Origin of the sequence: Promicromonospora iranensis (genome assembly GCF_028994775.1) — a bacterium.
Taxonomy (GTDB): domain Bacteria; phylum Actinomycetota; class Actinomycetes; order Actinomycetales; family Cellulomonadaceae; genus Promicromonospora; species Promicromonospora iranensis_A.
Genome location: NZ_JAJQMN010000012.1, coordinates 1 through 24,069, shown reverse-complemented (window position 1 = coordinate 24,069; position 24,069 = coordinate 1). Strand labels below are relative to the sequence as shown.

The 24,069-nt window shown below is 71.9% G+C and carries 26 protein-coding genes; 15 read left to right on the top strand and 11 right to left on the bottom strand.

Translation table 11 applies throughout. From position 1 onward, the window contains the following. Positions 1 to 110: 110 nt before the first annotated feature. The 3 genes from LUU90_RS20925 to paaZ are packed head-to-tail and all read right to left on the bottom strand — an operon-like array spanning position 111 to position 3,423. Positions 111 to 629, bottom strand: coding sequence for a PaaI family thioesterase (locus LUU90_RS20925; RefSeq protein ID WP_425596277.1), 519 nt, complete (start codon positions 627 to 629; stop codon positions 111 to 113). 4 nt (positions 630 to 633) lie between these two features. Beyond that, positions 634 to 1,281 (bottom strand): TetR/AcrR family transcriptional regulator, encoded by a 648-nt coding sequence (locus LUU90_RS20920; RefSeq protein ID WP_275005864.1) that lies wholly within the window; start codon positions 1,279 to 1,281, stop codon positions 634 to 636. Positions 1,282 to 1,338: 57 nt separating this feature from the next. Then, the gene (paaZ, locus tag LUU90_RS20915; protein WP_425596276.1) at positions 1,339 to 3,423 is read right to left on the bottom strand and encodes a phenylacetic acid degradation bifunctional protein PaaZ; all 2,085 of its coding nucleotides are present in this window, start codon (positions 3,421 to 3,423) and stop codon (positions 1,339 to 1,341) included. 204 nt (positions 3,424 to 3,627) lie between these two features. Between paaZ and paaA the strand changes: the two genes are divergently transcribed. The 8 genes from paaA to LUU90_RS20875 all read left to right on the top strand — a co-directional run bounded on the left by paaA (position 3,628) and on the right by LUU90_RS20875 (position 10,107). Next, on the top strand, positions 3,628 to 4,662 hold the full coding sequence (paaA, locus tag LUU90_RS20910) for a 1,2-phenylacetyl-CoA epoxidase subunit PaaA (protein ID WP_275005863.1): 1,035 nt from the start codon (positions 3,628 to 3,630) through the stop codon (positions 4,660 to 4,662). Continuing rightward, on the top strand, positions 4,659 to 4,955 hold the full coding sequence (gene paaB, locus LUU90_RS20905; RefSeq protein ID WP_275005861.1) for a 1,2-phenylacetyl-CoA epoxidase subunit PaaB: 297 nt from the start codon (positions 4,659 to 4,661) through the stop codon (positions 4,953 to 4,955). The genes paaA and paaB overlap by 4 nt, the downstream gene beginning before the upstream one ends. A gap of 66 nt (positions 4,956 to 5,021) precedes the next feature. Continuing rightward, entirely contained in the window at positions 5,022 to 5,984 is a 963-nt protein-coding gene (gene paaC / locus LUU90_RS20900; protein ID WP_275005860.1) for a 1,2-phenylacetyl-CoA epoxidase subunit PaaC, read from the top strand. 5 nt (positions 5,985 to 5,989) lie between these two features. Beyond that, the gene (gene paaD, locus LUU90_RS20895) at positions 5,990 to 6,502 is read left to right on the top strand and encodes a 1,2-phenylacetyl-CoA epoxidase subunit PaaD (RefSeq protein WP_425596284.1); all 513 of its coding nucleotides are present in this window, start codon (positions 5,990 to 5,992) and stop codon (positions 6,500 to 6,502) included. A gap of 1 nt (position 6,503) precedes the next feature. Next, positions 6,504 to 7,559, top strand: a complete 1,056-nt coding sequence (gene paaE / locus LUU90_RS20890; RefSeq protein ID WP_275005857.1) for a 1,2-phenylacetyl-CoA epoxidase subunit PaaE — start codon at positions 6,504 to 6,506, stop codon at positions 7,557 to 7,559. Between the two features lie 13 nt (positions 7,560 to 7,572). Continuing rightward, positions 7,573 to 8,316, top strand: coding sequence for an enoyl-CoA hydratase/isomerase family protein (locus LUU90_RS20885; RefSeq protein WP_275005856.1), 744 nt, complete (start codon positions 7,573 to 7,575; stop codon positions 8,314 to 8,316). Further along, positions 8,313 to 9,194: a 3-hydroxyacyl-CoA dehydrogenase family protein gene (locus LUU90_RS20880; RefSeq protein WP_275005855.1), complete on the top strand. Its 882-nt coding sequence runs from the start codon at positions 8,313 to 8,315 to the stop codon at positions 9,192 to 9,194. Before LUU90_RS20885 ends, LUU90_RS20880 begins: the two co-directional genes overlap by 4 nt. Positions 9,195 to 9,315: 121 nt before the next feature. Beyond that, on the top strand, positions 9,316 to 10,107 hold the full coding sequence (locus LUU90_RS20875) for an enoyl-CoA hydratase/isomerase family protein (RefSeq protein ID WP_275005854.1): 792 nt from the start codon (positions 9,316 to 9,318) through the stop codon (positions 10,105 to 10,107). A 336-nt stretch (positions 10,108 to 10,443) separates the two neighbouring features. Here the strand turns inward: LUU90_RS20875 and LUU90_RS20870 are convergent, their stop codons facing one another. The 5 genes from LUU90_RS20870 to LUU90_RS20850 form a co-directional block, all read right to left on the bottom strand. After that, positions 10,444 to 11,310 (bottom strand): metal ABC transporter permease, encoded by an 867-nt coding sequence (locus LUU90_RS20870; RefSeq protein ID WP_275005853.1) that lies wholly within the window; start codon positions 11,308 to 11,310, stop codon positions 10,444 to 10,446. Next, positions 11,307 to 12,092, bottom strand: a complete 786-nt coding sequence (locus tag LUU90_RS20865) for a metal ABC transporter ATP-binding protein (RefSeq protein WP_275005851.1) — start codon at positions 12,090 to 12,092, stop codon at positions 11,307 to 11,309. The genes LUU90_RS20870 and LUU90_RS20865 overlap by 4 nt, the downstream gene beginning before the upstream one ends. After that, positions 12,089 to 13,018: a metal ABC transporter substrate-binding protein gene (locus tag LUU90_RS20860; protein WP_275005850.1), complete on the bottom strand. Its 930-nt coding sequence runs from the start codon at positions 13,016 to 13,018 to the stop codon at positions 12,089 to 12,091. The genes LUU90_RS20865 and LUU90_RS20860 overlap by 4 nt, the downstream gene beginning before the upstream one ends. An 83-nt stretch (positions 13,019 to 13,101) precedes the next feature. Then, complete coding sequence (locus tag LUU90_RS20855; RefSeq protein ID WP_275005849.1) at positions 13,102 to 14,814, bottom strand: PHP domain-containing protein; 1,713 nt, start codon at positions 14,812 to 14,814, stop codon at positions 13,102 to 13,104. Positions 14,815 to 14,984: 170 nt separating this feature from the next. Beyond that, a complete protein-coding gene (locus tag LUU90_RS20850) occupies positions 14,985 to 15,857 on the bottom strand; it encodes an SDR family NAD(P)-dependent oxidoreductase (RefSeq protein ID WP_275005847.1) in 873 nt (290 codons plus the stop codon). A gap of 203 nt (positions 15,858 to 16,060) precedes the next feature. Between LUU90_RS20850 and LUU90_RS20845 the strand changes: the two genes are divergently transcribed. After that, positions 16,061 to 16,936, top strand: a complete 876-nt coding sequence (locus tag LUU90_RS20845; RefSeq protein ID WP_275005845.1) for a helix-turn-helix transcriptional regulator — start codon at positions 16,061 to 16,063, stop codon at positions 16,934 to 16,936. Positions 16,937 to 16,999: 63 nt separating this feature from the next. After that, positions 17,000 to 17,320, top strand: coding sequence for a hypothetical protein (locus LUU90_RS20840; RefSeq protein ID WP_275005844.1), 321 nt, complete (start codon positions 17,000 to 17,002; stop codon positions 17,318 to 17,320). A gap of 17 nt (positions 17,321 to 17,337) precedes the next feature. Here the strand turns inward: LUU90_RS20840 and LUU90_RS20835 are convergent, their stop codons facing one another. Continuing rightward, complete coding sequence (locus LUU90_RS20835) at positions 17,338 to 17,892, bottom strand: nitroreductase family deazaflavin-dependent oxidoreductase (protein ID WP_275005843.1); 555 nt, start codon at positions 17,890 to 17,892, stop codon at positions 17,338 to 17,340. Positions 17,893 to 18,098: 206 nt separating this feature from the next. On the opposite strand from LUU90_RS20835, the gene LUU90_RS20830 reads away from it, so the two are divergent. Next, complete coding sequence (locus LUU90_RS20830; protein ID WP_275005842.1) at positions 18,099 to 18,743, top strand: GNAT family N-acetyltransferase; 645 nt, start codon at positions 18,099 to 18,101, stop codon at positions 18,741 to 18,743. Positions 18,744 to 18,773: 30 nt separating this feature from the next. Here LUU90_RS20830 and LUU90_RS20825 read toward each other — a convergent pair whose 3' ends face one another. Further along, positions 18,774 to 19,544, bottom strand: coding sequence for an SDR family NAD(P)-dependent oxidoreductase (locus LUU90_RS20825; protein WP_275005841.1), 771 nt, complete (start codon positions 19,542 to 19,544; stop codon positions 18,774 to 18,776). Positions 19,545 to 19,686: 142 nt separating this feature from the next. Here LUU90_RS20825 and LUU90_RS20820 point away from each other — a divergent pair, with 142 nt between their 5' ends. After that, positions 19,687 to 20,541, top strand: coding sequence for a helix-turn-helix domain-containing protein (locus LUU90_RS20820; protein WP_275005840.1), 855 nt, complete (start codon positions 19,687 to 19,689; stop codon positions 20,539 to 20,541). 22 nt (positions 20,542 to 20,563) lie between these two features. On the opposite strand, the gene LUU90_RS20815 is transcribed toward LUU90_RS20820, so the two are convergent. Then, positions 20,564 to 21,127 (bottom strand): DUF4386 domain-containing protein, encoded by a 564-nt coding sequence (locus LUU90_RS20815; protein ID WP_275005838.1) that lies wholly within the window; start codon positions 21,125 to 21,127, stop codon positions 20,564 to 20,566. 86 nt (positions 21,128 to 21,213) lie between these two features. On the opposite strand from LUU90_RS20815, the gene LUU90_RS20810 reads away from it, so the two are divergent. From LUU90_RS20810 to LUU90_RS20800, 3 genes are all read left to right on the top strand, one after another. After that, the gene (locus tag LUU90_RS20810) at positions 21,214 to 21,909 is read left to right on the top strand and encodes a TetR/AcrR family transcriptional regulator (protein WP_275005837.1); all 696 of its coding nucleotides are present in this window, start codon (positions 21,214 to 21,216) and stop codon (positions 21,907 to 21,909) included. Between the two features lie 150 nt (positions 21,910 to 22,059). After that, a complete protein-coding gene (locus LUU90_RS20805; protein WP_275005836.1) occupies positions 22,060 to 23,514 on the top strand; it encodes a glycoside hydrolase family 30 protein in 1,455 nt (484 codons plus the stop codon). A gap of 121 nt (positions 23,515 to 23,635) precedes the next feature. Then, positions 23,636 to 24,069 (top strand): ABC transporter ATP-binding protein (locus LUU90_RS20800; protein WP_275005834.1); only part of this gene is annotated, 434 nt, incomplete at its 3' end.

Here is a 24,069-nt window from a genome sequence, read left to right as displayed (position 1 = left end):
CCATCGACACGGTCCATCGACACGGTCCATCGACACGGTCCACCGACACGGTCCACCGACCGCGGAAGATCGACAGGCTCGGACCTCCCGTCGTCAGGATCAGAACGGCGTCAGCGCTGCTCGATCAGCTGGTTGGTGATGCGTGCCGTGCAGATGCGCCGGTCCTGGGCGTCCGTCACGACGATCTCGTGCGACGTGATGGTCCGGCCGAGGTGGACGGGGGTCGCGGTGCCGGTCAGGATCCCGTCGGTCGCTCCGCGGTGATGCGTGATGTTGAGGTCCACGCCGGCACACACCTTGCCCAGCGTGCTCGCGTGGATCAGTGCGCACCACGACCCCAGCGCCTCCGCGAACGCGGCGGTCGCACCGCCGTGCAGGCGGCCCAGGGACTGGGTGTTCCCCGCCACGGGCATGGTGGCCACGACCCGCTGCGCCGACTGCTCCACGATCTGGATGCCCAGCTTCTCGTCGAGGGCACCCAGCGTGATCGTCCACGGCTGCGTCACTCGCCCGCTTGTCACCTGCTCACCGGTCGCCTGCTCACCGGTCACGTGCTCGCTGGTCGAGTGCTCATTGGTCGGGTGCTCACTCGTCGGGCGCGGGCGGTCACTGGCGTGGTCACTGGTCATGCGGTCACCGTACGACGCCGTCCCGCGCGGGCCGCAGACCCTCGAAGAGCACGCTGGAGATCGTGGCGGCCAGCGCGTCCGCGTCCATCGGTCCGCCGGGTCGGTACCAGTCCGTCAGGGAGTTGACCATGCCGAAGATGAGCCGGCTGATGACGTCCGGGTCGACGTCGCCGCGCAGGTCACCCTCCGCGGCGGCCTGGCGGACGAGCACGGCGAGGCGTTCGTCGATGTGTCTGCGCCGTTCCATCGCCGACCGTTCCAGGGCGCTGTTGCCGCGGACGCGCAGCAGGAGCGTGACGGCGGGAAGGTTGTCGGCGAGGATGCGCACCGCCGCCTCGACGGTGGTCCGCAGTCGGACGGAGCTGGGTTCGCCGTCGGTTGCGGCCGACGCCGCCTCGACCGCGGAGCTCAGACCTTCCAGCGCCTCGTCCAGGGCGGCCGACAGGAGCGCCTCCTTGCTGACGAAGTGGTGGTAGACCGCCGACTTGGTGACACCCAGCTCTGCGGCCAGGTCGCTGATCGACGTGGCGTCATACCCGCGCCGGTTGAAGAGGTCGATCGCCGTCCGGAGCACCGCCTCGCGGTCGTGGCCCGGTCGTCCGCGCGGGCGGCGGGCAGGCGGCGCGCCTGTCGACGTGGCGTCTGTGGTCATTGCCTCATCGTCCCAGACGGGCGCAGGCCGGCCGCCCGCCGCCCTCGCCGGCCGTTCTCAGCCCTCACCAGCCGTTCCCTCACCAGCCGTGCCCCCAGCCTCCCCAGCGGTCTTGGCGACGAGCGTCAGCACGTCGTACGTCGCCACCAGCTCGTCGTCCTGGTTGGTGACCGTCGCGTCCCAGCGCACCTCGCCGTAGTCGGCCGTGGTGCGCGGGGTGATCTGCTTGACGGTCAGGCTGACCCGGATGGTGTCGTCCACCTTCACCGGGGTGCGGAACCGCAGGTTGTCGACGCCGAAGTTGGCCAGCACCGGACCCGGTTCCGGGTCCACGAACAGGCCGGCGGCAAGAGACACCACGAGGTAGCCGTGTGCGACGAGGCCACCGAAGAACGGGTTCTCCGCGGCGGCCTCGGGGTCGGTGTGTGCGTAGAACGTGTCCCCGGTGAACTCGGCGAAGTGGTTGATGTCGTCGAGCGTGACCGTCCGCGTCGTCGTCTCGATGGCGTCACCGATGCGCAGCTCGGCCAGGGACTTGCGGAAGGGGTGCACCCCGTCGACCACGCGGCGCGAGCCCGGGGTCCAGCGGCCGGTGACCGCGGTGAGCATGTCGGGCGAGCCCTGGATCGCGGTGCGCTGCATGTGATGCAGGACGGCGCGGACACCACCCAGCTCCTCGCCGCCGCCGGCGCGACCCGGGCCGCCGTGCACGAGCATCGGCAGAGGGCTGCCGTGCCCCGTCGACTCGGCGGCGTCGTCGCGGTCGAGGAGCAGCAGCCGGCCGTGCCAGGGCGCGAGCCCGCGGGCTACCTCGCGGGCTACCTGCGGGTCGTGGGTGACGAGCGACGCCACCAGGCTGCCCTTTCCGCGGGCGGCCAGGTCGACGGCCTCGGCGACCGACCCGTAGGTGAGCACGGTGGCGACCGGTCCGAACGGCTCCACCTCGTGGGGCTCGGCGGCATCGGGGCGGGCCCGCAGCAGGACGGGGGAGAGGAACGCCCCTCGCTCGGCGTCGGCGCCCACGACGTCGACGTGCGTCGGGTCGCCGTACACGATGTCGCAGGAGGTGCGCAGCGCCTCGATGGCCTTGCGGACCTCGTCGCGCTGACCGAGGCTCGCGAGCGCGCCCATCCGGACGCTCTCGTCGGCGGGGTCGCCGACGGTGATGCGGGCCAGGCGGGCGCTGATGGCCTCGATCACGGTGTCCGCGAGTGGCTCCGGCACGAGGACGCGCCGGATCGCCGTGCACTTCTGGCCGGCCTTGACGGTCATCTCGGTGACGACGCCCTTGACGAACAGGTCGAGCTCCTCGTCCTGCGCCGTCACGTCGGGACCGAGGATCGAGCAGTTCAGCGAGTCGGCCTCGACTCCCAGCCGGACGCCGCGGTGCAGCACCGCCGGGTGCTCGCGCAGGATCGCGGCGGTGTGCGCGGAGCCGGTGAAGGCCACGGCGTCCTGCTCGCCGAGCTCGTCCAGCAGCGTGCCGGCGCTCCCGCAGACCAGCTGCAGGCTGCCCTCGGGAAGGATCCCGGAGACGATGATCTGCCGGACCACCGCCTCCGTGACGTACGCCGTCTGGCTGCCCGGCTTGACGATGCTGGGCAGGCCCGCGAGAAAGGCGGGTGCGAGCTTCTCGAGCATGCCCCAGACAGGGAAGTTGAAGGCGTTGATCTGCACGGCGACGCCGGGACGCGACGTGTACAGGTGCTGGCCCACGAAGGTGCCGCCCTTGCCGAGCGGTTCGTGGGCGCCGTCGAGGACCACTGTGTCGTTCGGCAGCTCCCGCTTGCCCTTGCTCGCGTAGCTGAACATGGTGCCGATACCGCCGTCGATGTCGACCATCGAGTCGCGCCGGGTGGCGCCCGTGCGCAGTGACAGCGCGTAGAAGTCGTCCTTGTGCCGGCCCAGGTGCAGGGCCAGCTCCTTGAGCAGGCCCGCTCGCTCGTGGAACGTCAGCTCCCGGATCGCCGGTCCGCCGACGTCGCGCGCGTGGGCGACCAGCGCCGCGAAGTCGAGGCCGTGGCTCGAGACGCGGGTGACCTCCTGCCCGGTCACGGCGTCCAGGACCGGCTCGCCGCCGTCCGTCCCGCGGAACCAGCGGCCCGCGACGTAGCTCTCCAGCTGTGTGCTCACTGTGCGCATCCCATCGGGTCGGTCGGGCATCGGTCGGCGATCGGTCGGGTTCGGTCGGAGATCGACGAACAGCGGTCGGACATCGGCGAACAGCCGCCTGGCATCGGTCGAACATCGCCTGCCCCGGGGCGTTGTGCTACCCGCTGCGGCTGTGTCAATCTAGTACAGAACGTTCGGTCAGTAAATAGTCGAACCCGCACCCTGGAGGGGCCCATGCCGGCAGTCGCCGAGCCCGAGCTCGAGCCCGGAGCCGAGGCTCAGCTCGAGACCCAGCTCGAGGCCCAGTTCGAGGCGACGATCGGCCGCAAGGACCGCATCGAGCCGCGCGACTGGATGCCTGAGGCCTACCGCAGGACGCTCGTGCGCCAGGTGGCCCAGCACGCCCACTCCGAGATCATCGGCATGCAGCCGGAGGGCGCCTGGATCGGCCGCGCGCCCTCGCTGCGGCGCAAGGCGATCCTGCTGGCGAAGGTCCAGGACGAGGCGGGGCACGGCCTCTACCTCTACTCGGCGGCGGAGACGCTCGGCGTCTCGCGTCAGGAGCTCACCGAGATGCTGATCAGCGGGCGGCAGAAGTACTCCTCGATCTTCAACTACCCCACGCTGTCGTACGCGGACATGGGCACCATCGGCTGGCTGGTCGACGGCGCCGCCATCTGCAACCAGGTGCCCCTGTGCCGCACGTCGTTCGGCCCGTACGGCCGGGCGATGATCCGCATCTGCAAGGAGGAGTCGTTCCACCAGCGGCAGGGCTACGAGCTGCTGATGACGATGATGCGCGGCACGGACGAGCAGCGGGCCATGGTCCAGGAGTCCGTCGACCGGTTCTGGTGGCCGTCGCTGATGATGTTCGGCCCGCCGGACGACGAGTCGCCCAACACCGCCCGGTCCATGGCGTGGGGCGTCAAGACACACACCAACGACGAGCTGCGCCAGCGCTTCGTCGACATGACGGTTCCGCAGGCGAAGGCGCTCGGCGTGACGCTTCCCGACCCCGGGCTCGTCTGGAACGAGGAGCGGGGCGCGCACGACTTCGGGCAGCCGGACTGGGACGAGTTCTGGGAGGTCGTCAAGGGGAACGGGCCGTGCAACGCGCAGCGCGTCGCCCACCGCAAGAAGGCCTGGGACGACGGCGCGTGGGTCCGCGAGGCGGCGCTCGCGTTCGCGGCCGGTGATTGTCGAGATACGAGCGGCGATACGAGCGGCGATACGAGCGGCGAGACGAGCAACGAGACGAGGACGGTATGACCGGCCAGGTCCGCGGCGAGTGGCCGCTCTACGAGGTGTTCGTCCGCGGCAAGCGCGGCCTCAACCACGTCCACGTCGGGTCGCTGCACGCGCCGGACGACCAGCTGGCGCTGCGCCACGCCCGGGACGTCTACACCCGCCGTAACGAGGGCGTGAGCATCTGGGTGGTCCGGTCGTCCGCGATCACCGCGTCCAGCCCGGACGAGAAGGACCCCCTCTTCGCACCCAGCGGGGACAAGGTCTACCGGCACCCCACGTTCTACGACATCCCCGCCGACGTCCCGCACATGTAGCCGTCCAAGTAGCCGCACATGTAGCCGCACATGTAGCCGCAGAGCCCATGCAGGGAGAGCAACCACATGCCTGACGTCCGGACGCACGAGCCCGACGACCACGACAACGCCTACGCGGGACTGCTCGTCAACGACACCCACTGGGCCTTCGGCACCGACTTCGAGGACCCGCTCGCCGGTGTGGACACCACGGTGCCCGACGGCGTGGACCCGGCGACGCTCGCGGCCTACTGCCTCATGCTCGGCGACGACGCCCTCGTGCTGTCCCAGCGGCTCGCCGAGTGGTGCAGCAACGCGCCCGACCTCGAGGAGGACATCGCGCTGTCCAACATCGCGCTCGACCTGCTCGGCCAGGCGCGCCTGCTGCTCGCCCGCGCAGCGGCGGCGGACGGCTCGCAGGTGCCCGCGCTGCCCGACGGCTCACCGGTCCCTGACGAGGACCGCCTGGCGTTCTTCCGCGACGCCCCGCAGTTCCGCAACGTGCGGCTCGTCGAGGTGCCGGGCGGCGACTTCGCGCAGACCGTCGTCCGGATCCTGCTCTTCTCCTCGTGGCGCCTGGCGCTCCTCGACCGGCTGACCCGGAGCCGGGACGGGGTGCTCGCCGCGGTGGCCGCCAAGGCCGTCAAGGAGCTCACCTACCACCGGGACTTCGCCGGCCGCTGGTTCCTGACGCTGGCCCGCGGCACCGACGAGTCCCGGCGGCGGCTGGTCGCGGGGCTCGACGCCCTGTGGCCGCTCTGGAGCGAGCTCTTCGAGACGCACGACGTCGAGCGCGCGGCCGCGCGGTCCGGCATCGGCGTCGACCCGGCGGATGTCGCCGCCGACGTCGAGGCGGTCCTCGACCAGGTGCTGGCGGCGAGCGGCGTCGACCGGCCTGCCGTGGCCCCGCTCGCGGCGGTGCAGGGAGACGGAGCAGCCCAGCCAGCCCACGGACGCAAGGGACGAGACGGTGGGCACACCGAGGCGCTCGGCGCGCTGCTCGCCGAGATGCAGGTCGTGGCCCGCGCGCACCCCGGGGGGCAGTGGTGAGCGCCGTGCTCGACCGGGACCGGACGCTCACCCGAGCGCGGGAGGCCGCCGCCGCCGTCGTCGACCCTGAGCTGCCGATGCTCACGCTCGCCGACCTCGGCGTGCTGCGTGACGTCACCGTCGACGACGACGGGGCCGTCGTCGCGGCGATCACGCCCACCTACTCCGGGTGTCCCGCCATGGCGGCCATGCGTGACGACCTCGTGCGCGAGCTGCGTGCCGCCGGGTTCGCCGACGCGCGGGTGCGCGTCGTCCTCGAGCCCGCCTGGACCACCGACTGGATCACTCCCGCGGGGCGGGCGGCGCTCGCCGCCGCCGGGATCTCCCCGCCGGGACCGGCCCCGCAGCGCTCCGGCCCGGTGCTGCTGCGGCTCGCGCCCGTGCGGCGCGCCGTGCGCTGCCCGCGGTGCGGGTCCGACGACGTGACGGTCGGCTCGGAGTTCGGTTCCACCGCCTGCAAGGCGCTGTACCGCTGCCGGGCCTGCCTGGAGCCGTTCGAGCACGTGAAGGAGATCTGACGTGACCGCCACGTTCCACACGCTCACGGTGACCGACGTCGAGCAGCTCACCGACGACGCGGCCGCCGTCACCTTCGGCCTGCCCGCCCAGCTGCGGGGCGTGTTCGAGTTCGCCGCAGGCCAGTCGCTGACGCTGCGCCGCGTCGTCGACGGTGTCGAGCAGCGCCGCACCTACTCCATCTGCGCGCCGGCGGGCAGCGCGCCACGGATCGGCGTCCGCGAGATCCCCGACGGCCTGTTCTCGTCCTGGTTGGTGCGCGAGGTGCGGCCGGGGGACCGGGTGGAGGTGCTGCCCCCGAGCGGCAGCTTCCGGGCCGATCCGGCGCAGGGTGGGCGGCACCTGTGCATCGCGGCGGGCTCCGGCATCACGCCGATGCTCTCGATCATCTCCACGGTGCTGAGCAACCCGGACGCCCGGGTGACGCTGCTCTACGGCAACCGCACGACCAGCTCCGTGATGTTCGCCGAGGAGCTCGCGGACCTCAAGGACGCCCACCACGACCAGCTCGACCTGGTGCACGTCCTGTCCCGGGAGCCGCGCGATGTGGAGCTCTTCTCGGGCCGGCTCGACGGCGACCGGCTGCGCGACCTGTTGACCCTTGTCGTCCCGGTCGCCGACATGGACCACGTCTGGCTGTGCGGACCCTTCGGCATGCTGACCGAGGCCCGGGCGGTGCTGGCGGAGCTCGGGGTGCCGGCCGAGCGGGTGCACTTCGAGCTCTTCTGGGTCGACGAGCCGCCGCCCGAGCTGCGGCATCCGGACCGGGTGGTGGACGGCGCGACGAGCGAGGTGACCGTGATCCTCGACGGCCGGTCGACCACCAGCGCGATGCCGCAGGGCAAGCGGCTCCTCGACGCCGCGCAGGAGATCCGCGCCGACCTGCCCTTCGCGTGCAAGGGCGGGGTGTGCGGCACCTGCCGGGCGCGGGTGCGCGACGGCGAGGTCGACATGGTGCGCAACTACGCCCTCGAACCGGAGGAGATCGCCGCCGGCTTCGTCCTCACCTGCCAGACGTTCCCGGTCAGCGACGCGGTGACCGTGGACTTCGACGCATGACGGACTTCGACGCATGAGCGCGCCGCTGCTGGTCGAGGAGCACGACGACCGCGTGGTCCTGCGGCTGAACCGGCCAGCGGTCCGCAACGCCATCGACAGCGCGACGGTCGCGGCCCTGCACGACGCGTGCGCCGCGCTGGAGGCGGCACCGAGGGTCGCGCTGCTGATCGGCTCCGGGGGCACCTTCGCGGCGGGGGCGGACATCGTTCAGCTCCGCGAACGACGTCGGGACGACGCGCTCGCCGGCATCAACTCCGGCATCTTCGACCGGATGCACCGGCTGCCGATGCCGGTCATCGCGCTCGTGGACGGGTACGCCCTCGGGGGCGGCGCGGAGCTCGCGTACGCGTGCGACTTCCGGATCGGCACCCCGGCGACCAGGATCGGCAACCCGGAGCCGGGCCTCGGCATCCTCGCCGCGGCCGGCGCCGCCTGGCGGCTGAAGGAGCTCGTCGGCGAGCCCCTCGCCAAGGAGATCCTGCTGGCAGGGCGCGTGCTCGACGCCGACGAGGCGCTCGCGGTCCGGCTGCTCAACGAGGTGGTCGCCGCCGACGACCTCGAGCCGGCCGGGCACCGCCTCGCCGACCGCATCACCGCCCAGGCGCCGCTGGCCGTGCGGCTCACCAAGTCCGTCGTGGACGCGCCGCGCGACGCGCACCCGCTCGTCGACAACATCGCGCAGGCGGTGCTGTTCGAGACCCAGGACAAGACCGACCGCATGACGGCGTTCCTCGAACGCCGCAAGGAGCGGCCATGACAGAGCACGCGACCGAGCACGCGACCGGGCATCCGACCGGGCACCCGACCGAGCACACCGTCCCGGAGAACGTGGGCGTGTACGGCGGCGGGCGCATGGGCGCCGGTATCGCGCACGCCTTCGTGATCGCGGGCGCCGCCGTCACGATCGTCGAGAGCGACACGACGACGGCGCGGGCGGCGCGGGAGCGGATCACCGCGAGCCTCGCCAAGGCGGCGGCCAAGGGCGTGCGGGCTGGCGGTGCGTTCGAGGTGGTGACCGACGCCGCAGCGCTGGCCGGCTGCGAACTGGTCGTCGAGGCCGTGCCCGAGCTGGCAGACCTCAAGCGCGACGTGCTGCGGCGGATCGCCGCTGTGGCCCCCGGCGCGGCCATCGGCAGCAACACGAGCTCCTTGTCGATCGACGCTCTCGCCGAGGCGTTGCCCGATCCGTCACGCCTGGTCGGGCTGCACTTCTTCAACCCCGTCCCGGTCAGCGACCTGGTCGAGGTGGTGGTCGGACGGCGGACCGCTCCCGGCCTGGTCGAGGACGCCCGGCGCTGGGTCGCCGGGCTGGGCAGGACGGCGATCACCGTCCAGGACTCGCCGGGCTTCGCGAGCAGCCGGCTCGGTGTGGCCATCGCGCTGGAGGCCATGCGCATGCTGGAGGAGGGCGTGGCCGACGCCGCCGACATCGACGCGGCGATGACCCTGGGCTACCGGCACCCGGTGGGCCCCTTGCGCACCACCGATATCGTCGGGCTCGACGTGCGGCTGAACATCGCCGAACACCTCGAACGCGAGCTGGGGCCACGGTTCGCGCCGCCGCGGGTGCTCCGGGACAAGGTCGCGGCAGGTGAGCTGGGACGAAAGACCGGGCAGGGTTTCTACCTGTGGTGAAGCGCGGTGACGAGTACCGACGAGCACCGACGAGCAGTGAAGAACCGTGAAGAGCAGTGGCGCGTATGACGAGTGGCAACGAACGGCGATGAAGCCGACCGCAGACTCTGGAGGAGCTGTCATGACCGACACCCCCGTCGTCGTCGAGCGCAGGGATGCGCTCGCGACGATCACGCTGGACGACCCCGAGCACCGCAACGCTCTGACGGCCGCGTCCAAGGAGGCGCTGCGCGACGCCGTCGCGGAGGTCGCCGCCGACGACCAGGTGCGCGCGGTGGTGCTCACCGGGTCTGCCAGGGCGTTCTGCCTGGGTCAGGACCTCGGCGAGCACGCCACGGCCCTGGGGGACGGCGCGGAGTCGGCGTTCGCGACGGTTCGCGAGCACTACACGCCGATCGTCCGGAACCTGCTGACCATGCCCAAGCCGGTGATCGCCGCCGTGGGCGGGCCGTGCGCCGGTGCGGGGCTCGGCCTCGCGCTGGCCTGCGACCACCGGGTCTTCGCGGCCGGTATCAAGCTGGCGACCGCGTTCAGCGGGATCGGCCTGACCTTCGACACCGGTCTGTCCGTCACGCTGCCGCGCGCCGTCGGCGACGCCCGGGCGAAGGAGCTGATCCTGTTCGGGCGGACCTTCACGCCGGAGGAGGCCATCGCCTGGGGCATCTCCGGCGAGACGGCCGACGCCGAGGACGTGCTGCCCCGGGCGATCGACCTCGCCCGGCAGCTCGCCGCCGGACCGACCGCCGCGTTCGCGCAGAGCAAGGGTCTGATCGGTCGTGCGCCCGGCCTGAGCCTCGACGAGGCGCTGGAGGCGGAGGCACTCGGGCAGGTCACGTGCGGCGCGACCAGCGATCACGCCGCCGCCGTCGCCTCGTTCCTGAACCGGGAGGCGCCGGTCTTCACCGGGCGGTGAGGAGGCGGTCCGGCACGCTGCACGTCTACGGCCTGCCGGACCGCGCCGGTCCGCGCCCGTCCGCCTGTCAGGCTCTCGTCATGCGACTGCGAGGCGGTCGGCGATGGTCAGCGGTCACGGCTTCAACGCCTGCAACGCCTGCAACGAGGCTCGCCTGCAACGAAGCCCTTTGACTTCGGTCGGTTGCTGGGTTCGCTGCGTGACTTCGGTCCGTTGCTGTGAGATCGGTCAATCAACCGACCGAAGTCAAAGCAACGGACCGAAGTCACGAACCACGTTGTGCAAAGGACCGAACTCGCCGGCTCGGCGACGGCTACGGACATCCGCGGCGCGTGCTCAGCTCGCGACGGCTGTCCGCCGTCGCGCCCACGGGAGCCTGCCGATCAGACCGTGGCGGGGGCTGAACAGGTAGACGAGCAGGAACGCTGCGCCCTGCACCAGGACGACGAGCCCGCCCGAGGCGGCGTCGAGCCAGTAGCTGAGGTAGATGCCCACGACGGAGCAGGCCGCCGACAGCACCGGGGCGATCACGAGCATGCGCCCGAAGCGGTCGGTGAGCAGGTGCGCGGTGGCGCCGGGGATGATCAGCATCGCCACGACGAGGATCACGCCGACCACCTGGAGGGCGACGACGGCGGTCAGCGCGAGGAGACCCAGCAGCAGCGCTCCGAGGAACCGCGGCGAGAGCCCGATGGCGTGGGTGTGCAGGGGGTCGAACGCGTAGAGGGTCAGGTCGCGGCGCTTGAGGACCAGGATCACGAAGGCGACGGCGGCCAGGACGGCGATCTGGACCAGGTCGGCGTCGGAGACGCCGAGGATGTTGCCGAAGATGATGTGGTTCAGGTCTGTGTGGCTCGGCGTCACGGAGATGAGGACGAGCCCGAGGGCGAAGAGCGTGGTGAACACGATCCCGATCGCGGCGTCCTCCTTGATCCGGCTCGTGCCGCGGATCGCGCCGATGAGGGCCACGGCGAGGAACCCGAACACGAGGGCCCCGAGCGCGAACGGCGCGCCGAGCACGTAGGCGATCACGACGCCGGGCAGGACGGCGTGCGAGACGGCGTCGCCCATCAGCGACCAGCCGACCAGGACGAGCCAGCACGACAGCAGCGCGCACACGATCGCGGCGATGACGGTCGTCGCGAGCGCGCGGACCATGAAGTCGAACTGCAGCGGCTCCAGGAGCAGGTCGAGGACGGTCATGCGGAGGCCTCCCGGTCCCGGTCCAGCTCAGGGTCAAGATCTCGGTCCAGCACGTCGAGGCCGAACGCGCGGGCGAGGTGGTCCGGCCGCAGCGCCTCCGACACGTCGCCGTGGAACAGGATCCGGTGCAGCAGGAGCACCGCCTCGTCCGCGAGCCGGGGGAGCGCGTGCAGGTCGTGGGTGGACACCAACACCGTGCGGCCGTCGTCGGCCAGCTCTCTGAGCAGTCGCACGATGGTGGCCTCCGAGCGCTTGTCGACGCCGGCGAAGGGTTCGTCCAGCAGGAGGATCCGGGCGTCCTGGGCGATACCGCGCGCGACGAACGCACGCTTGCGCTGCCCTCCGGAGAGCTGACCGATCTGCCGCTCGGCGTAGCCGGTGAGCTCCACCCGGTCGAGGGCGTCGGCGACGGCGGCGTGGTCGGCTGGCCGGGCCCGCCGCGTGAGGCCCTGCCGGCCGTAGCGGCCCATCATCACCACGTCCCGGACGGAGACGGGGAAGGTCCAGTCGACGTCCTCGCTCTGCGGCACGTAGCCGACGATGCCTCGACGGCGCGCCGCGGCGGGGGCGGCGCCGTCGATCAGGACGTGCCCGCGGTCGGGGCGGACCATGCCCATGATCGCCTTGAACAGCGTCGACTTGCCCGACCCGTTCATCCCGACCAGCCCGGTCACGCGGCCCGGTGCGATGCTCAGGGACACCCCGTCCAGGGCCACGACCTCGCCGTAGCGGACGACGACGTCGGCCACCTCGATGGCGGGGGTCGGGTCCGCGGGGCTCACGAGGCGCTCCCGGTGAGCGCGCCGACGATGGTCTCGGCGTCGTACCGGATCAGGTCGAGGTAGGTCGGTACGGGCCCGTCGGCCGCGGAGAGCGAGTCGACGTAGAGCGTGCCGCCGAACGCCGCGCCGGTCGCGTCGACGACCTGCCGCATCGGCTTGTCCGAGACCGTCGACTCGCAGAACACCGCAGGGACGTCGTTGGCCCGGACGAACTCGATGGCCGAGGTGATCTGCTGCGGGGTGGCCTGCTGCTCGGCGTTCACCGGCCAGATGTACCGCTCGGTCAGGCCGGCGTCGCGCGCGAGATAGGAGAACGCACCCTCACAGGTCACGAGCGCCCGCTGGTGCTCGGGCAGCGCCGACAGCCCCTCGACCAGCTCGTCCTGCACCTCCTGCAGCTCCGCCTGGTACGCGGCGCCGTTGGCCTCGAACTCGTCGGCGTGCGCCGGGTCGAGGTCACCGAACGCCTCGACCATGTTGTCGACGTAGACCTGGACGTTGACCGGGCTCATCCACGCGTGCGGATTCGGCTTGCCCGCAGAGGTGTCCTCGGTGATGTCCAGCGGCACGACGCCGTCGGACACCACCACGTGCGGCACGTCCACCGACTCCACGAACTGCCCGAACCACGACTCGAGGTTCAGCCCGTTGTCCAGGATCAGGTCGGCCTCCGACGCCATGGCGATGTCGCGCGGCGTCGGCTCGTACCCGTGGACCTCCGCACCCGCCTTGGTGATCGACTCGACCCGGAGATGATCACCGGCCACGTTCTGCGCGACGTCCGCCAGCACCGTGAACGTCGTCAGCACGACCGGGCGGTCGTCGTCGGCCCCCTGCCCCCGGGCCGACGACGCGCAGCCGGAGAGCGCCGCCGTGACGAGGGCAAGTGACAGGGCAACGGGCAGGACGCGACGGGTACCGGACATGTCGTGACCCTAAAAGTTCGGACACCCGAAAACAAGGTCTCCCACGCCCAAACTTTTGCTGACGACGTTCGCCGGCCGGCTGCTCAGCGGATCTTGAGGTAGATCGGGTTGGTGTAGAACCACAGGTCGTCCCAGGGGTTGACTCCGCCCAGGACGTCCAGCGCCGGACCCGCCGGGTCGACGTCCGCGCCCAGAAAGCCGGGCTGGCTGCGCTTGCCGTCGGTGCCGCGGAGCCGGACGTAGCCGTCGTGCTCGGCCACGAAGGAGTGGGTGAGCGTCACCGACCCGGAGCGCCCGGCGGTGTCCCACGAGTGGACCACCCTGGTGTCCGGCGCGTAGAGCGCGTCCGGGTCCTCGCTCGGGCCGGTCACCCGGCCGCGGATGAGGTCGACACGCGCCAGCTCGGGCAGGAGCCCGGCGTGGTTGACGCTGTGCGCCAGGTCGACGGTGACGGTCAGCTCCACCGTCGTCCCGGCCGCGACCACCAGCTCCTCACCGAGGGTCGCACGACGGAGGGAGCCGCCCCGGCCCTTGGCCCCGAGCCGGACGTCCAGCCCGGCGACGAGATCGCCGAAGCAGACCCACATCCGGCCCGCCCGCATCGCGTCCATCACCGCGCGGTGGCTGAAGTTCTCGGCCCCGACCCAGGTCTTGTTGTAGGCACCGGGCGGGAAGGAGCTGTACTCGACGACGGGGTGGCCGGCACCGACCGGCGGCGGGTAGACGCCGGTGGTCTGGAAGGTGTCGCCGTCCTCGTTGAAGGGGATCTTGTCGTAGCCGGTCTGGTCGAGCGGGTCGACCGGGTTCTTGACCCAGTCGCCGCAGCCCTGGTGGCCGTCCGACGTGGTGGTGATCCACCACCGGCGCCCCTCGGACAGCAAGGAGTCCCACACGCCCCCGACCGTGGCGGTCATCCAGTCGAAGCCGCCCCACGTCCGGTAGCTCTCCTCGGGGTACCCGGGGAAGGAGTACTGCCCCGGACCGCCGTCGTAGAGGCCACGGCCGCGCGCCATGCCCGGCGCGGGCAGGCCCGCCGCCTGATGGCCGGGCGCACCCTCGAAACCGATGACGACGTCCGGCGCCGCGTCCTGCCAGGCACGCAGCTCGGCAGGGGAGTCGATGCCCTTGCGGGCCGGGTGGTTGGGCAGCACTAGCGCGTCCGCGAGCCGGCCGGACCGCACGGTGGCGGCGATGTGCCGCAGTGCGGCGAGCGCCAGCGCCTCGTTCTCGGGAGTGCCGTCACGCGCGTCGACCACCAGCGCGTCGTACCTGTTCACCAGCTCCTGGAGCGCACGGGGCTCGCCCGCTCCCGGCGCCATCATGAACGTGGTGTGCTCGGCGCCCGGGATGTTCCACTCCAGGCCGTTGAAGATGAGCAGGTCCTCGCCGTGCCGTTCCCGGGCCGCCAGGATGTCCGCGCGCTGCGGCGCGATGCTGTGGGCCGCGAACGCCTCGTTGCCGTGGTCCGTGATGACTATCCAGTCCAGCCCGCCGTCGATTGCGCGGGTCGCCTGGTCGTCGATCCGATACATCGCGTCGTTGCTGTACCGGCTGTGCAGGTGGTGGTCACCGGCGAGCCAGACGTAGCCGCCCCGGCGAGCGCGAGCGCGTGAGCGGTCCGGTGCGGCGCTCGCGGCGGTGGCCCCCGAGCCGGTGGCGACGAGCCCAGCCCCGACGGCCCCGGCTCCGAGGAGGAAGCCGCGCCGGGAGGCGCGCAGCGGGCCGACGGCCACTGTGGGGCTGGGGCTGGGCTCCGGGCTGGGCTCGGGGGTGGGCTCGGTGGCGAGCTCGGTCACGGCGGGACTCCTGGGGGTCGGGGCGATGTGCTCCCGTCCGGGCGGAAGCGCGGCCCACCCTGACAACCACCGATGTCCGCGCCCTGAACCGCGTGTTGCCCGGCGATGAACGCTCCGCGGGTCCTCCGGTGGACGTCCGCACCGCTTTCCGGCCCGGGGGTTCCAGCGGCTCAGACCGCGACGGCGTCGCTGGTCACGATGTCCGTGGTCGTGGCGAGCTGACGGCCGGCCGCGAACTCGTCGGCCAGGGACCGGAGACGGGCATCGGCCAGGGACACGGAGTCCGAGCCGAGCAGCTGGTGCAGGGGCGCGTCCCCAGTGGTCGCGACCGTGATGATCGCCGCGGCGGCCTTCGCGGGGTCGCCGAGCTGGGTCCCAGGCATGCCCAGGTGCTGCTCGACCATCTCGCGGACGGCCGGGTAGGCGTCGCTGGTCGACGAGGGCAGGCCGAGCGAGACCGGGCGCAGGAAGTCGGTGCGCATGTAGCCCGGCTCGACGGTGTTCACCCTGATGCCGTGGTCGGCCACCTCGGCGGCCAGGGACTCCGAGATCGCCTCCAGGGCGAACTTGCCGGCCGCGTACAGGCCCCAGCCCGGGAAGGGCACCAGCCCCACGATGGAGGACACGTTGATGACGTGGCCGGAGCGGCGCTCGCGGAAGCCCGGCAGCACGGCGCGCAGCACGTTCCAGACGCCGAAGACCTGGACGTCGAACATCGTGCGGGCGTCCGCGTCAGAGACCTCCTCGACGGCCGCGAGGTACCCGTAGCCGGCGTTGTTCACGACGACGTCCAGGCCGCCGAAGCGTTCGGTGGTGTCGGCGACGGCGCGCGCGACCTGGGTCTCGTCGGTGAGGTCGACCGCCAGGGGCAGCAGCCGGGACGTGTCGGTGCCCTCGAGGGCATTCGCCAGGCGCCCGGTGGAGCGGGTCGTCGCCGCGACGTTGTCGCCGCGCCGGAGCAGCTGCTGGACGAGCTCGAGTCCGAGGCCGCGCGAGGCGCCGGTGACGAACCAGGTGGCGGGACGATCGGTGGGGTAGGCCATGGTGGATCTCCTTCTGAGTGGGCTGGGTGTGCTCAGCCGGACTGGGTGGGACGGCACGGCGCGCCGCCACGTCAAGACTCCCGCCGCGGCGTCGGCCCGTGGGCGTCATAGAAGGCCCCGTGCGTCCTGGGCCCGCCGTGCCTAGGACTGAGCGGTCCACCCTCATGCGCGCGCCGGGCCGGTCGGCTGGCCAGAATGGACGCATGGCGGAGAAGAACACCGAGCTGGCTGATTTCCTGCGCCGGGCACGCAGCCAGTGCGACGCGTCCCGTGCCGGCCTGCCGGCGGACGGTCGGGTGCGCCGGGTACCGGGCCTGCGCCGGGAAGAGGTCGCGTTCCTGGCCGGCGTCTCCACGGACTACTACGCGCGGCTGGAGCAGGGCCGCCGCATCGTGCCGTCCCCGTCGGTGGTCGACGCCATCGGCCGGGCGCTGGGCCTGGACGAGGCAGGACGCGCCCACCTCGCGGACCTGATCGGCCTCGGCACCAGGGTCCCGCTGCCACGCGCCCGTCCGGTCCAGCGGGTCCGCCCGGGCCTGTACCAGCTGCTCGACGCCCTCGGCGAGGTGCCGGTGCTGGTGCTGGGGCGCCGCGCGGACGTGCTCGCGCAGAACCGGATGGGCAAGGCGCTCTTCACCGACTTCGAGCGGTTCCCCGCCCCGCAGCGCAACTACGCGCGCTGGCTGCTCCTCGACGAAGGCGCACGATCGCTGTTCGTCGACTGGGAGGAGCAGGCCCGTGTCGCCGTCGAGAACCTGCGGCTGGAGGCCGGGAACGATCCGGCGGACCGTGCGACGGCGGAGCTGATCGCGGAGCTGCGGGAGTCCAGCGCCGAGTTCGGCAGGTGGTGGGACGAGCACCGGGTCAACCAGCGCACGCACGGGGCCAAGCGGTTGCGCCATCCGCTGGTCGGAGACCTCACGGTCGAGTACGAGACCCTGCTGCTCCCGGGCGACCCCGACACGACGCTGTACGCCTACTCGACCGAGGCGAGCTCACCGTCGCAGCGGGCGCTGAGCCTTCTCGCGAGCTGGTCGCTGACCGGCGAGGGCGCCGCGCGCTCTGTCTCTGACGCCTGACGCCTGACGCCTGACGCCGACCGACGGTTGCACCCGGCGACCCGGCCCGGGACGATGGCCGACATGACAGCACCCCGGTCCTCGGCACCCCGCCCGTCCCGCACGGCGGGCATCGTGCTCGTGGCTCTCGTCGTGCTCGGCCTCCTGCTGCTGGGTGCCGCCGCCTGGGTCCAGAGTCGCACGTCCTTCGGCTGGTTCGCGTACGCACCCCTGTCGGCGACGACGTACAACCCGAACCCCGTGTTCTCGCTCGGCACGGCGGCGCTGCTCTCGGGCGCCGGAGCGCTCCTCGTCGGCGGCGCGGCGGGCTTCGTCGTCGGACGGCGGAGTCGGCCCGCCGCGACCACGCTCGCCGGTGAGGGTGACCAGCCGCCCGCCGCCTGAGCCGGCTCACCGCGACGTCAGGTCGCGGGGTGGGGCACAGGGACGCGCTGCAGCACGAGGAACTCGGTGACCCCGAAGAGGCGCACGAACGGCAGCTGTCCCGAGGGCACATAGGGCAGCGCCTCGTCCCGACCGATGACCTGTCCGGCTGCCACCCGGTACGTCTGCCCGTCGGAGACCAGCTCCGCTGAGCCGGCGGCGCGGATGTTGCGCAACCAGTCCGTGTCGGACCCGTACGAGAGGACGGAGAGGAAGTCGTCCTCCATCGGGAAGACGCCGATGGGGGTCGCGTACGACGTTCCGGAGCGCCGTCCCACGTGCCGGACGACGGCCAGCCGGGACCCGGCACCGCCCGCGGCCCGCAGCATCCGCGGGTTGTTGAACCGCCGGTTGAAACCCCGGATGACGGCGAGCGCCCGGGGATGCTTGGTGCGCATGGCGAGCACGAGCGCCATCAGCACGCCGAGTGCCAGCACCACGAGGCCGGCGACCACCCAGAGGGCTGCCGCCCCCGCACTGCTCCACGTACCGTCTCCGCCGTCGGCGGCGCCGTGCACGAGCACGTCCATCATGGTCTCTCCCCGGTTCGGTCCAGCGGTGCGTGCGGTGCGTTCTGCGTGTCAACGCACAGGAGCACCAGTAGGTTTCGCCGGGCGGTTCGACCGCAGCACGGTGGAACCGCTGGTGTGTCGAGAAAGGCTCCATGAGCGGACGCTCTCTGCGCAGTAGCATCGAGCGGCCATGAGACATGCCCGCCGCTGCGGAAGAGGGGAACGTGATGGTTTCTTGGCTCGCCCGCGCCTGGGTGGCCGGCTGGGCGCTCTCGCGCGGGACCGAACCGCCGGTCGAGCTGCCGGAGGGTTTTCGGATCGACGTCGGACTGCCGCACCACGTGGCGCGGTACGTGCTGCTCGACGCCGACGAGGCGACCGTGCGCAGGGTCGCCGGGTCGGTCACCGTGCCGAGCACCTGGCTCAAGGCGTTCGTCGAGCCGGAGGTCGTCGCCTCCTGGCTGCCTCCGGGCTGGACGGAAGGGCCCCCGACGTTCCTCATGGCGACGGACCTGCGCTCCTCGGCCGCCCGCCCCCCGGACGGCTATGCGGTGCGCACCGAGACCCAGGGCGCTGTGACGTTCCTCCGGGTGCTCGCTGACGGTGGCGCTCTCGCCGCCCGCGGTCAGGTCGCGGTGACCGGCGGGAGCGCCGTCGTCGACCAGGTGGAGACCGAGCCGGCGCACCGGCGACGCGGCCTGGGCAGCGTGGTGATGCGCCGCCTCGCGAACATCGCCGTCGAGCGCGGCGCGACGACGGCAGTGCTCGGCGCGAGCGTCGAGGGCAGGGCCCTGTACGAGGCGTTGGGCTGGCAGGTGCGGGCTCCGCTCGCCGGGTTCGTGTACCGGCCCGAGTCCTCGGCCGGCGGCTGACCCGGTTCCAGGAGGTCCGGTGGTCCGGGCTCAGTAGCGGGAGGCGAGCTGCGGGCTCTGGCCGCCGAACGCGGCGAGGTCCGCGGCGAACACCGCGTCCAGCAGGCCGGCATCCTCCACGCCCGGCGCGGTGACGACCTCACCGAGCTCCAGGCCGTGCAGGCTCGCCGTGACGACGTCCTGCGCCGCCATCCGCGGCACACTGCTGAGGTCCAGGCCCTGACGGGTGTGGAACTCGGTGGCGACCACGCCGGGCAGCAGCGCCTGGACGCGCACACCCGTGCCCTCCAGCTCGGCGCTCAGGGTCTGGGAGAAGGCCAGCAGGTCGGCGAGCGCGCCGGCGTAGACGGCCCGGCGCGGCATGACGGACGACGGCGCGGGACCGCTGAACGCGATCATCCCCGCGACGTTGATGATCACGCCGCCGTCGCGCTCCAGCATGCCGCCGAGCACCGCGCGGGCGAGCAGTGTCGGGGCCAGCACCTTGACGTGGACGAGTTCGGCGGCCTTGTCGGCGGGCAGCTCCGCGAGCGGCATGTAGTGCGCCACGCCCGCGTTGTTGACCAGGATGTCGACGGGTTCGGCCGCGGCGACGGCCGCCACCGACTCGATGCCGTGTGCCGTCGAGAGGTCGGCGACCACCGGCCGGATCCTGACCGCGGGGTGATCGGCGACCAGGGCGTCGAGCCGCTCGGCGTCGCGGCCGACCGCGACCACATCGTGTCCCTGCGCCGCGAACCGGTCCGCGAACGCGCGGCCGATCCCCGACGTCGCGCCGGTGACGAGTGCGAGCCTGGTCATCTCTGCTGCCTTCCTGTCGGCCCGGCCGATCCGGGCTCCGGGTCCCAGGCTGCGCCGCGGGCCCAGGTGGAGACAGGACCCCAGGCATCCTGGGGTTGACAGGACCAGGCACAGGCGGCCCGGCCGTCCTACCGTGGAGGGGATGACCGACGAGCCGAACCTGTTGGGGGAGTACCTCCGTGCCCGGCGCGAACGTGTCGGCCCGGAGCGTGTGGGCCTGTCCCGCAGTGGCGTGCGCCGGGTGCCGGGCCTGCGCCGCGAGGAGGTGGCGCTCCTGGCGGGCATCAGTGCCGACTACTACCTGCGGCTCGAGCAGGGACGCGACCGCAACCCGTCGGTCCAGGTCCTGGAATCCGTCGCCCGGGTGCTCCAGCTGGATGACGCCGGTACCGCCCACCTGCTGGGTCTGGCCGGTGACCGCCCGCGCCGACGACGGCGGCGGCCCACCCGTCGGGAGACCGTGCCGGCCGGGACCCTCAAGCTGCTCGGCGCGATCGGGCTGCCCGCGTTCGTCGAGGGCCGGTACCTCGATGTGCTCGCGGCCAACCCCCTGGCCGCTGCTGTGTCACCACGGCTGGTGGCTGGTCGCAACCGGCTGCGCGACGTCTTCCTCGACCCCGCCGAGCAGGCGCTCTACGCGGCCTACGACCCGGCGGCGGTCGCGGCGGAGATGGTCGCGGGCTTTCGTCAGCTGGTGGGCGCCGAGACGGACGACCCCCGGCTGGTCGAGCTGGTGGGGGAGCTGTCCCTCGCCAGCCCGACCTTCCGTGCGGCCTGGGCCCGGCACGACGTCATGGTGCCGGAGGGCGCCGCCGTCACGCTGGACCACCCGGAGGTCGGCGCGCTCACCCTGAACCGCGAGAAGCTCGCGGTCGGCGGCGCGCCGGGCCTGACGCTCGTCCTCTATCACGCGGACGTGGGTACCGCCGCGGCCGACAAGCTCCAGATGCTGGCCTCGTACTCCGCGCCTGCTCGCCCGGAGGACATCATCACCTGAGTCACCTGATGCCTCCCGCCCGTCACCGGACGGCCACAGCCGGCGGCGTGCTCGTGGGCGTGTCCGCCGGCCAGCCGCGGACGAGCAGCAGCACACCCAGGGCGACCTCGAAGAGGCCGCCGGGGATCGCCAGCGCGACACCCGTGCCGGGGACGACGGGCTCCAGCACCACACCGAGCGCGAGCAGGGCGTATCCGGCCACGCCCCACACACCGAACCAGCGGGGTGTCCCGATCTGCCGGGTGAGGGCCAGACAGAACGGGAGGCTGCCGACGCCCAGCACGACCATCGCCACCACGTACACGGCATTGTTCGCCGAGGTGTTCCCTCCGGCCAGGAACAGGACACCGACGCCGAGCAGGACGGCCTCGGTGACCCGGGTGAGCACGTAGAGCAGCGCCGTCCTGGGCGCCGCCTGGCGCAGCAGCCGGAACAGGATCACACCGATCGCCGCGACGCCGGCCGAGTTGAGGAGCATGAGGGCGATCCCGGCCGGCTGGGGCGCGAGCGCACTGCCCATTCCGTAGAGAAGGAAGACGGCCAGGAAGAGGACGCCGGCGAGTCTGCCGGCCTGACGGTGAGACATGCGGTTGCTCCAACCGTACTAAGTAAGGGTACTTTGTACGGTAGAGGTGCCGAGAGTGCGCCGTCAAGGAACCAGGGGGATGAGCTGTGCCGGACAACACCGCCGATGAGATCCCGCGCCGCACAGGTCCGCTCAGCCGTGACCGAGTACTCGACGCCGCCGTCGCACTCGCCGACGCGGACGGGCTGGCCGGCGTCACCATCCGGTCGCTCGCGAAGGCGCTCGGCCTCAAACCGATGTCGCTCTACCACTACGTGCGCGGCAAGGAGGACGTGCTCGACGGCATGGTCGACCGCGTCTTCGCCGAGATCGACCTGCCCGACCTGGCGTCGCCATGGCGGGCCGCTCTCCGCGCGCGGGCCGTCTCCGCACGCGCCGTCCTGGCTCGACACCCCTGGGCGCTCGCCGTCCTGGACTCCCGCTCGACGCCGGGACCCGCGACGCTCCGGCACCACGACGCGGTACTGGGCGTGCTGCTCGGCGCCGGCCTCTCGCTGCCGATGACCGCGCGCGCCTACACGCTCGTGGACTCGTACGTCTACGGGTTCGTGCTCCAGGAGGCGGCAGTGCCGTCAGGCGGTGGCGGCACGGGCGAAGGCGGCAGCACGGCCGGTGTCGCGGAGGAGGCCTCGGTGGCGGTTCCGGACGGCGGCCGGTATCCCCACCTGGCGGCGTTCGCGGCAGGGCACGTGCTGCAGCCGGGCTACTCGTTCGGGGCCGAGTTCGAACCGGGCCTCGACCTTGTCCTCGACGTGGTCGAGACGCTCGTCGAACGCGGCTGACGCGGCAGGCGTGCTGCCCTGCCGCTCTGCAGCCCTGCCGCCGTCGACACCGGCCAATCATGACGAGAACGTTTTCAAAGTGCCCCGTCCCGGGATAGCGTGACCGTCGCACGTGAGGAAGGCGATCCCCAGGGCTCAAAGGAGAGCACCATGAGACGAGCACTTTCCATTGCCGTGGCCACCGCGGCCGCCACCTGCCTCGTGGGAGCGGTGCTGGCACCGGGCGCCGCCGGGCAGATCGCCGCCGGACAGATCACGGCCGAGCAGAGAGACCCGAGCACCGCGATCGACCTCCAGCCGAGGGACCGACGCCAGACGGTCGAGGGCTTCGGGTTCTCGAGCGCGTTCCAGCGTGCCGCGCTGCTGCACCAGATCTCGGAGCCGCAGCGCTCGGAGGGCCTGGACCTCCTGCTGGGCCGGGACGGAGCCGCGCCGGACATCCTGCGGATCGGGATCGGGGGACAGAGCCACGACACCTACGACGTCATGCTGTCGATCCAGCCCGAGGACCCGGGCGGTCCCGACGCCGAACCGCAGTACCAGTGGGACGGCTGGGACAACGGCTCGGTCTGGTTCGCCCAGGAGGCCAGGGCCCGCGGCGTCGACCGCTTCTACGGCAATGCCTGGACCGCCCCGGCCTACATGAAGACCAACGGCTCGGCCGTCCGTGGTGGCACGCTGTGCGGTCTCTCGGACGCGAGCTGTGCGAGCGGTGACTGGACCGAGGCGTACGCGAACTACCTCGTGGCATGGGCCGACCTCTATGCCGAGGAGGGCATCGACATCGAGAGCATCGCCTTCACGAACGAGCCGGACTGGAACACGAGCTACGAGTCGATGCTGTTCACCCCGGAGCAGGCCGCGGAGTTCACCGGGATCCTCGGACCCATCGCGCAGAGGTCCGGCTACGGCGTCGTGTGCTGCGACTCGTTCGGCTGGGAGCAGGGCAAGCCGTACCTCGACGCGCTCAAGGCCGACAAGAAGGCGTGGCGCCACCTCGACGTGTTCAGCTCGCACTCCTACGCCAGCCGATCGGCTACGCCTGCGGGCACCGACAAGCCGGTCTGGATGTCCGAGTGGGCGGCGTCGAACACGGCAGCCGGGTGGAACGAGAACTGGGACGGCGGCCAGGCCGTCTCGACCGACGGCATCGTCATGGCCGAGCACATGCACGACTCGCTGGCGGAGGCGGGGGTCACCGCCTACCTGTGGTGGCTCGGTGTGAGCCAGGGGGCCTCCGCGTCACTGATCCAGGCCGACGTCGCCGGGGACACGTACCGGGTGTCGTCGAGGTACTACGTCTTCTCGGCGTTCAGTCGGTTCATCGACCCGGGCGCCGTCCGGTTCGACGCCGAGCACGAGGTGGACGGCCTCAAGGTCTCCGCCTACCGGAACCCGGACGGCTCGCGCGTGGTGCAGCTGCTCAACCTGAACGAGGCTCCGGTGCGCACGGACATCGACCTGCCCCGCCGCGTGACGACCTATCTGACCGACAACGAGCACGACCTCGAGCGCGTCGACGCGATAGCCACCTCGGTGCGCGGGAGCACGGAGCTGGACCTGCCGGCCCGGTCCCTCGTCACGCTGGTGTCCGGGCGGGGGTAGGGGCGGGGGTAGGGGCGGGGGTAGGCGGAGGGCCCGTACGACCCGGGTATGACCACGTCAGCGGTAGAACCAGCCCTGGGCCGGACGCGGTGGCGTGGCACCTCTCCGTAACGTCTCTCCCATGGATACCACCGTGTATACGCCCGGGGACTCACCCGCTGTGCGTGCTCGCTCTCTGACCAAGACTTACGGCAAGGGTGAGGCGATCGTGCGCGCCCTGGATGGTGTGGACGTCGACTTCGAGCAGGGTCGGTTCACGGCGATCATGGGGCCGTCGGGTTCGGGTAAGTCGACGCTGATGCATCTGCTGGCGGGTCTGGATTCCGCGACGGGTGGTCAGGCGTTCCTGGGGGACACCGAGATCACTGGGTTGAACGACAAGGCGTTGACGCGGTTGCGTCGTGACCGGGTGGGGTTCGTGTTCCAGCAGTTCAATCTGTTGCCGATGTTCACGGCGGAGCAGAACATCACTTTGCCGGTGGAGCTGGCCGGTGGTACCGCGGACAGGGCGTGGTTCGACACCCTGGTGGAGACTCTGGGTCTGGCGGGTCGGTT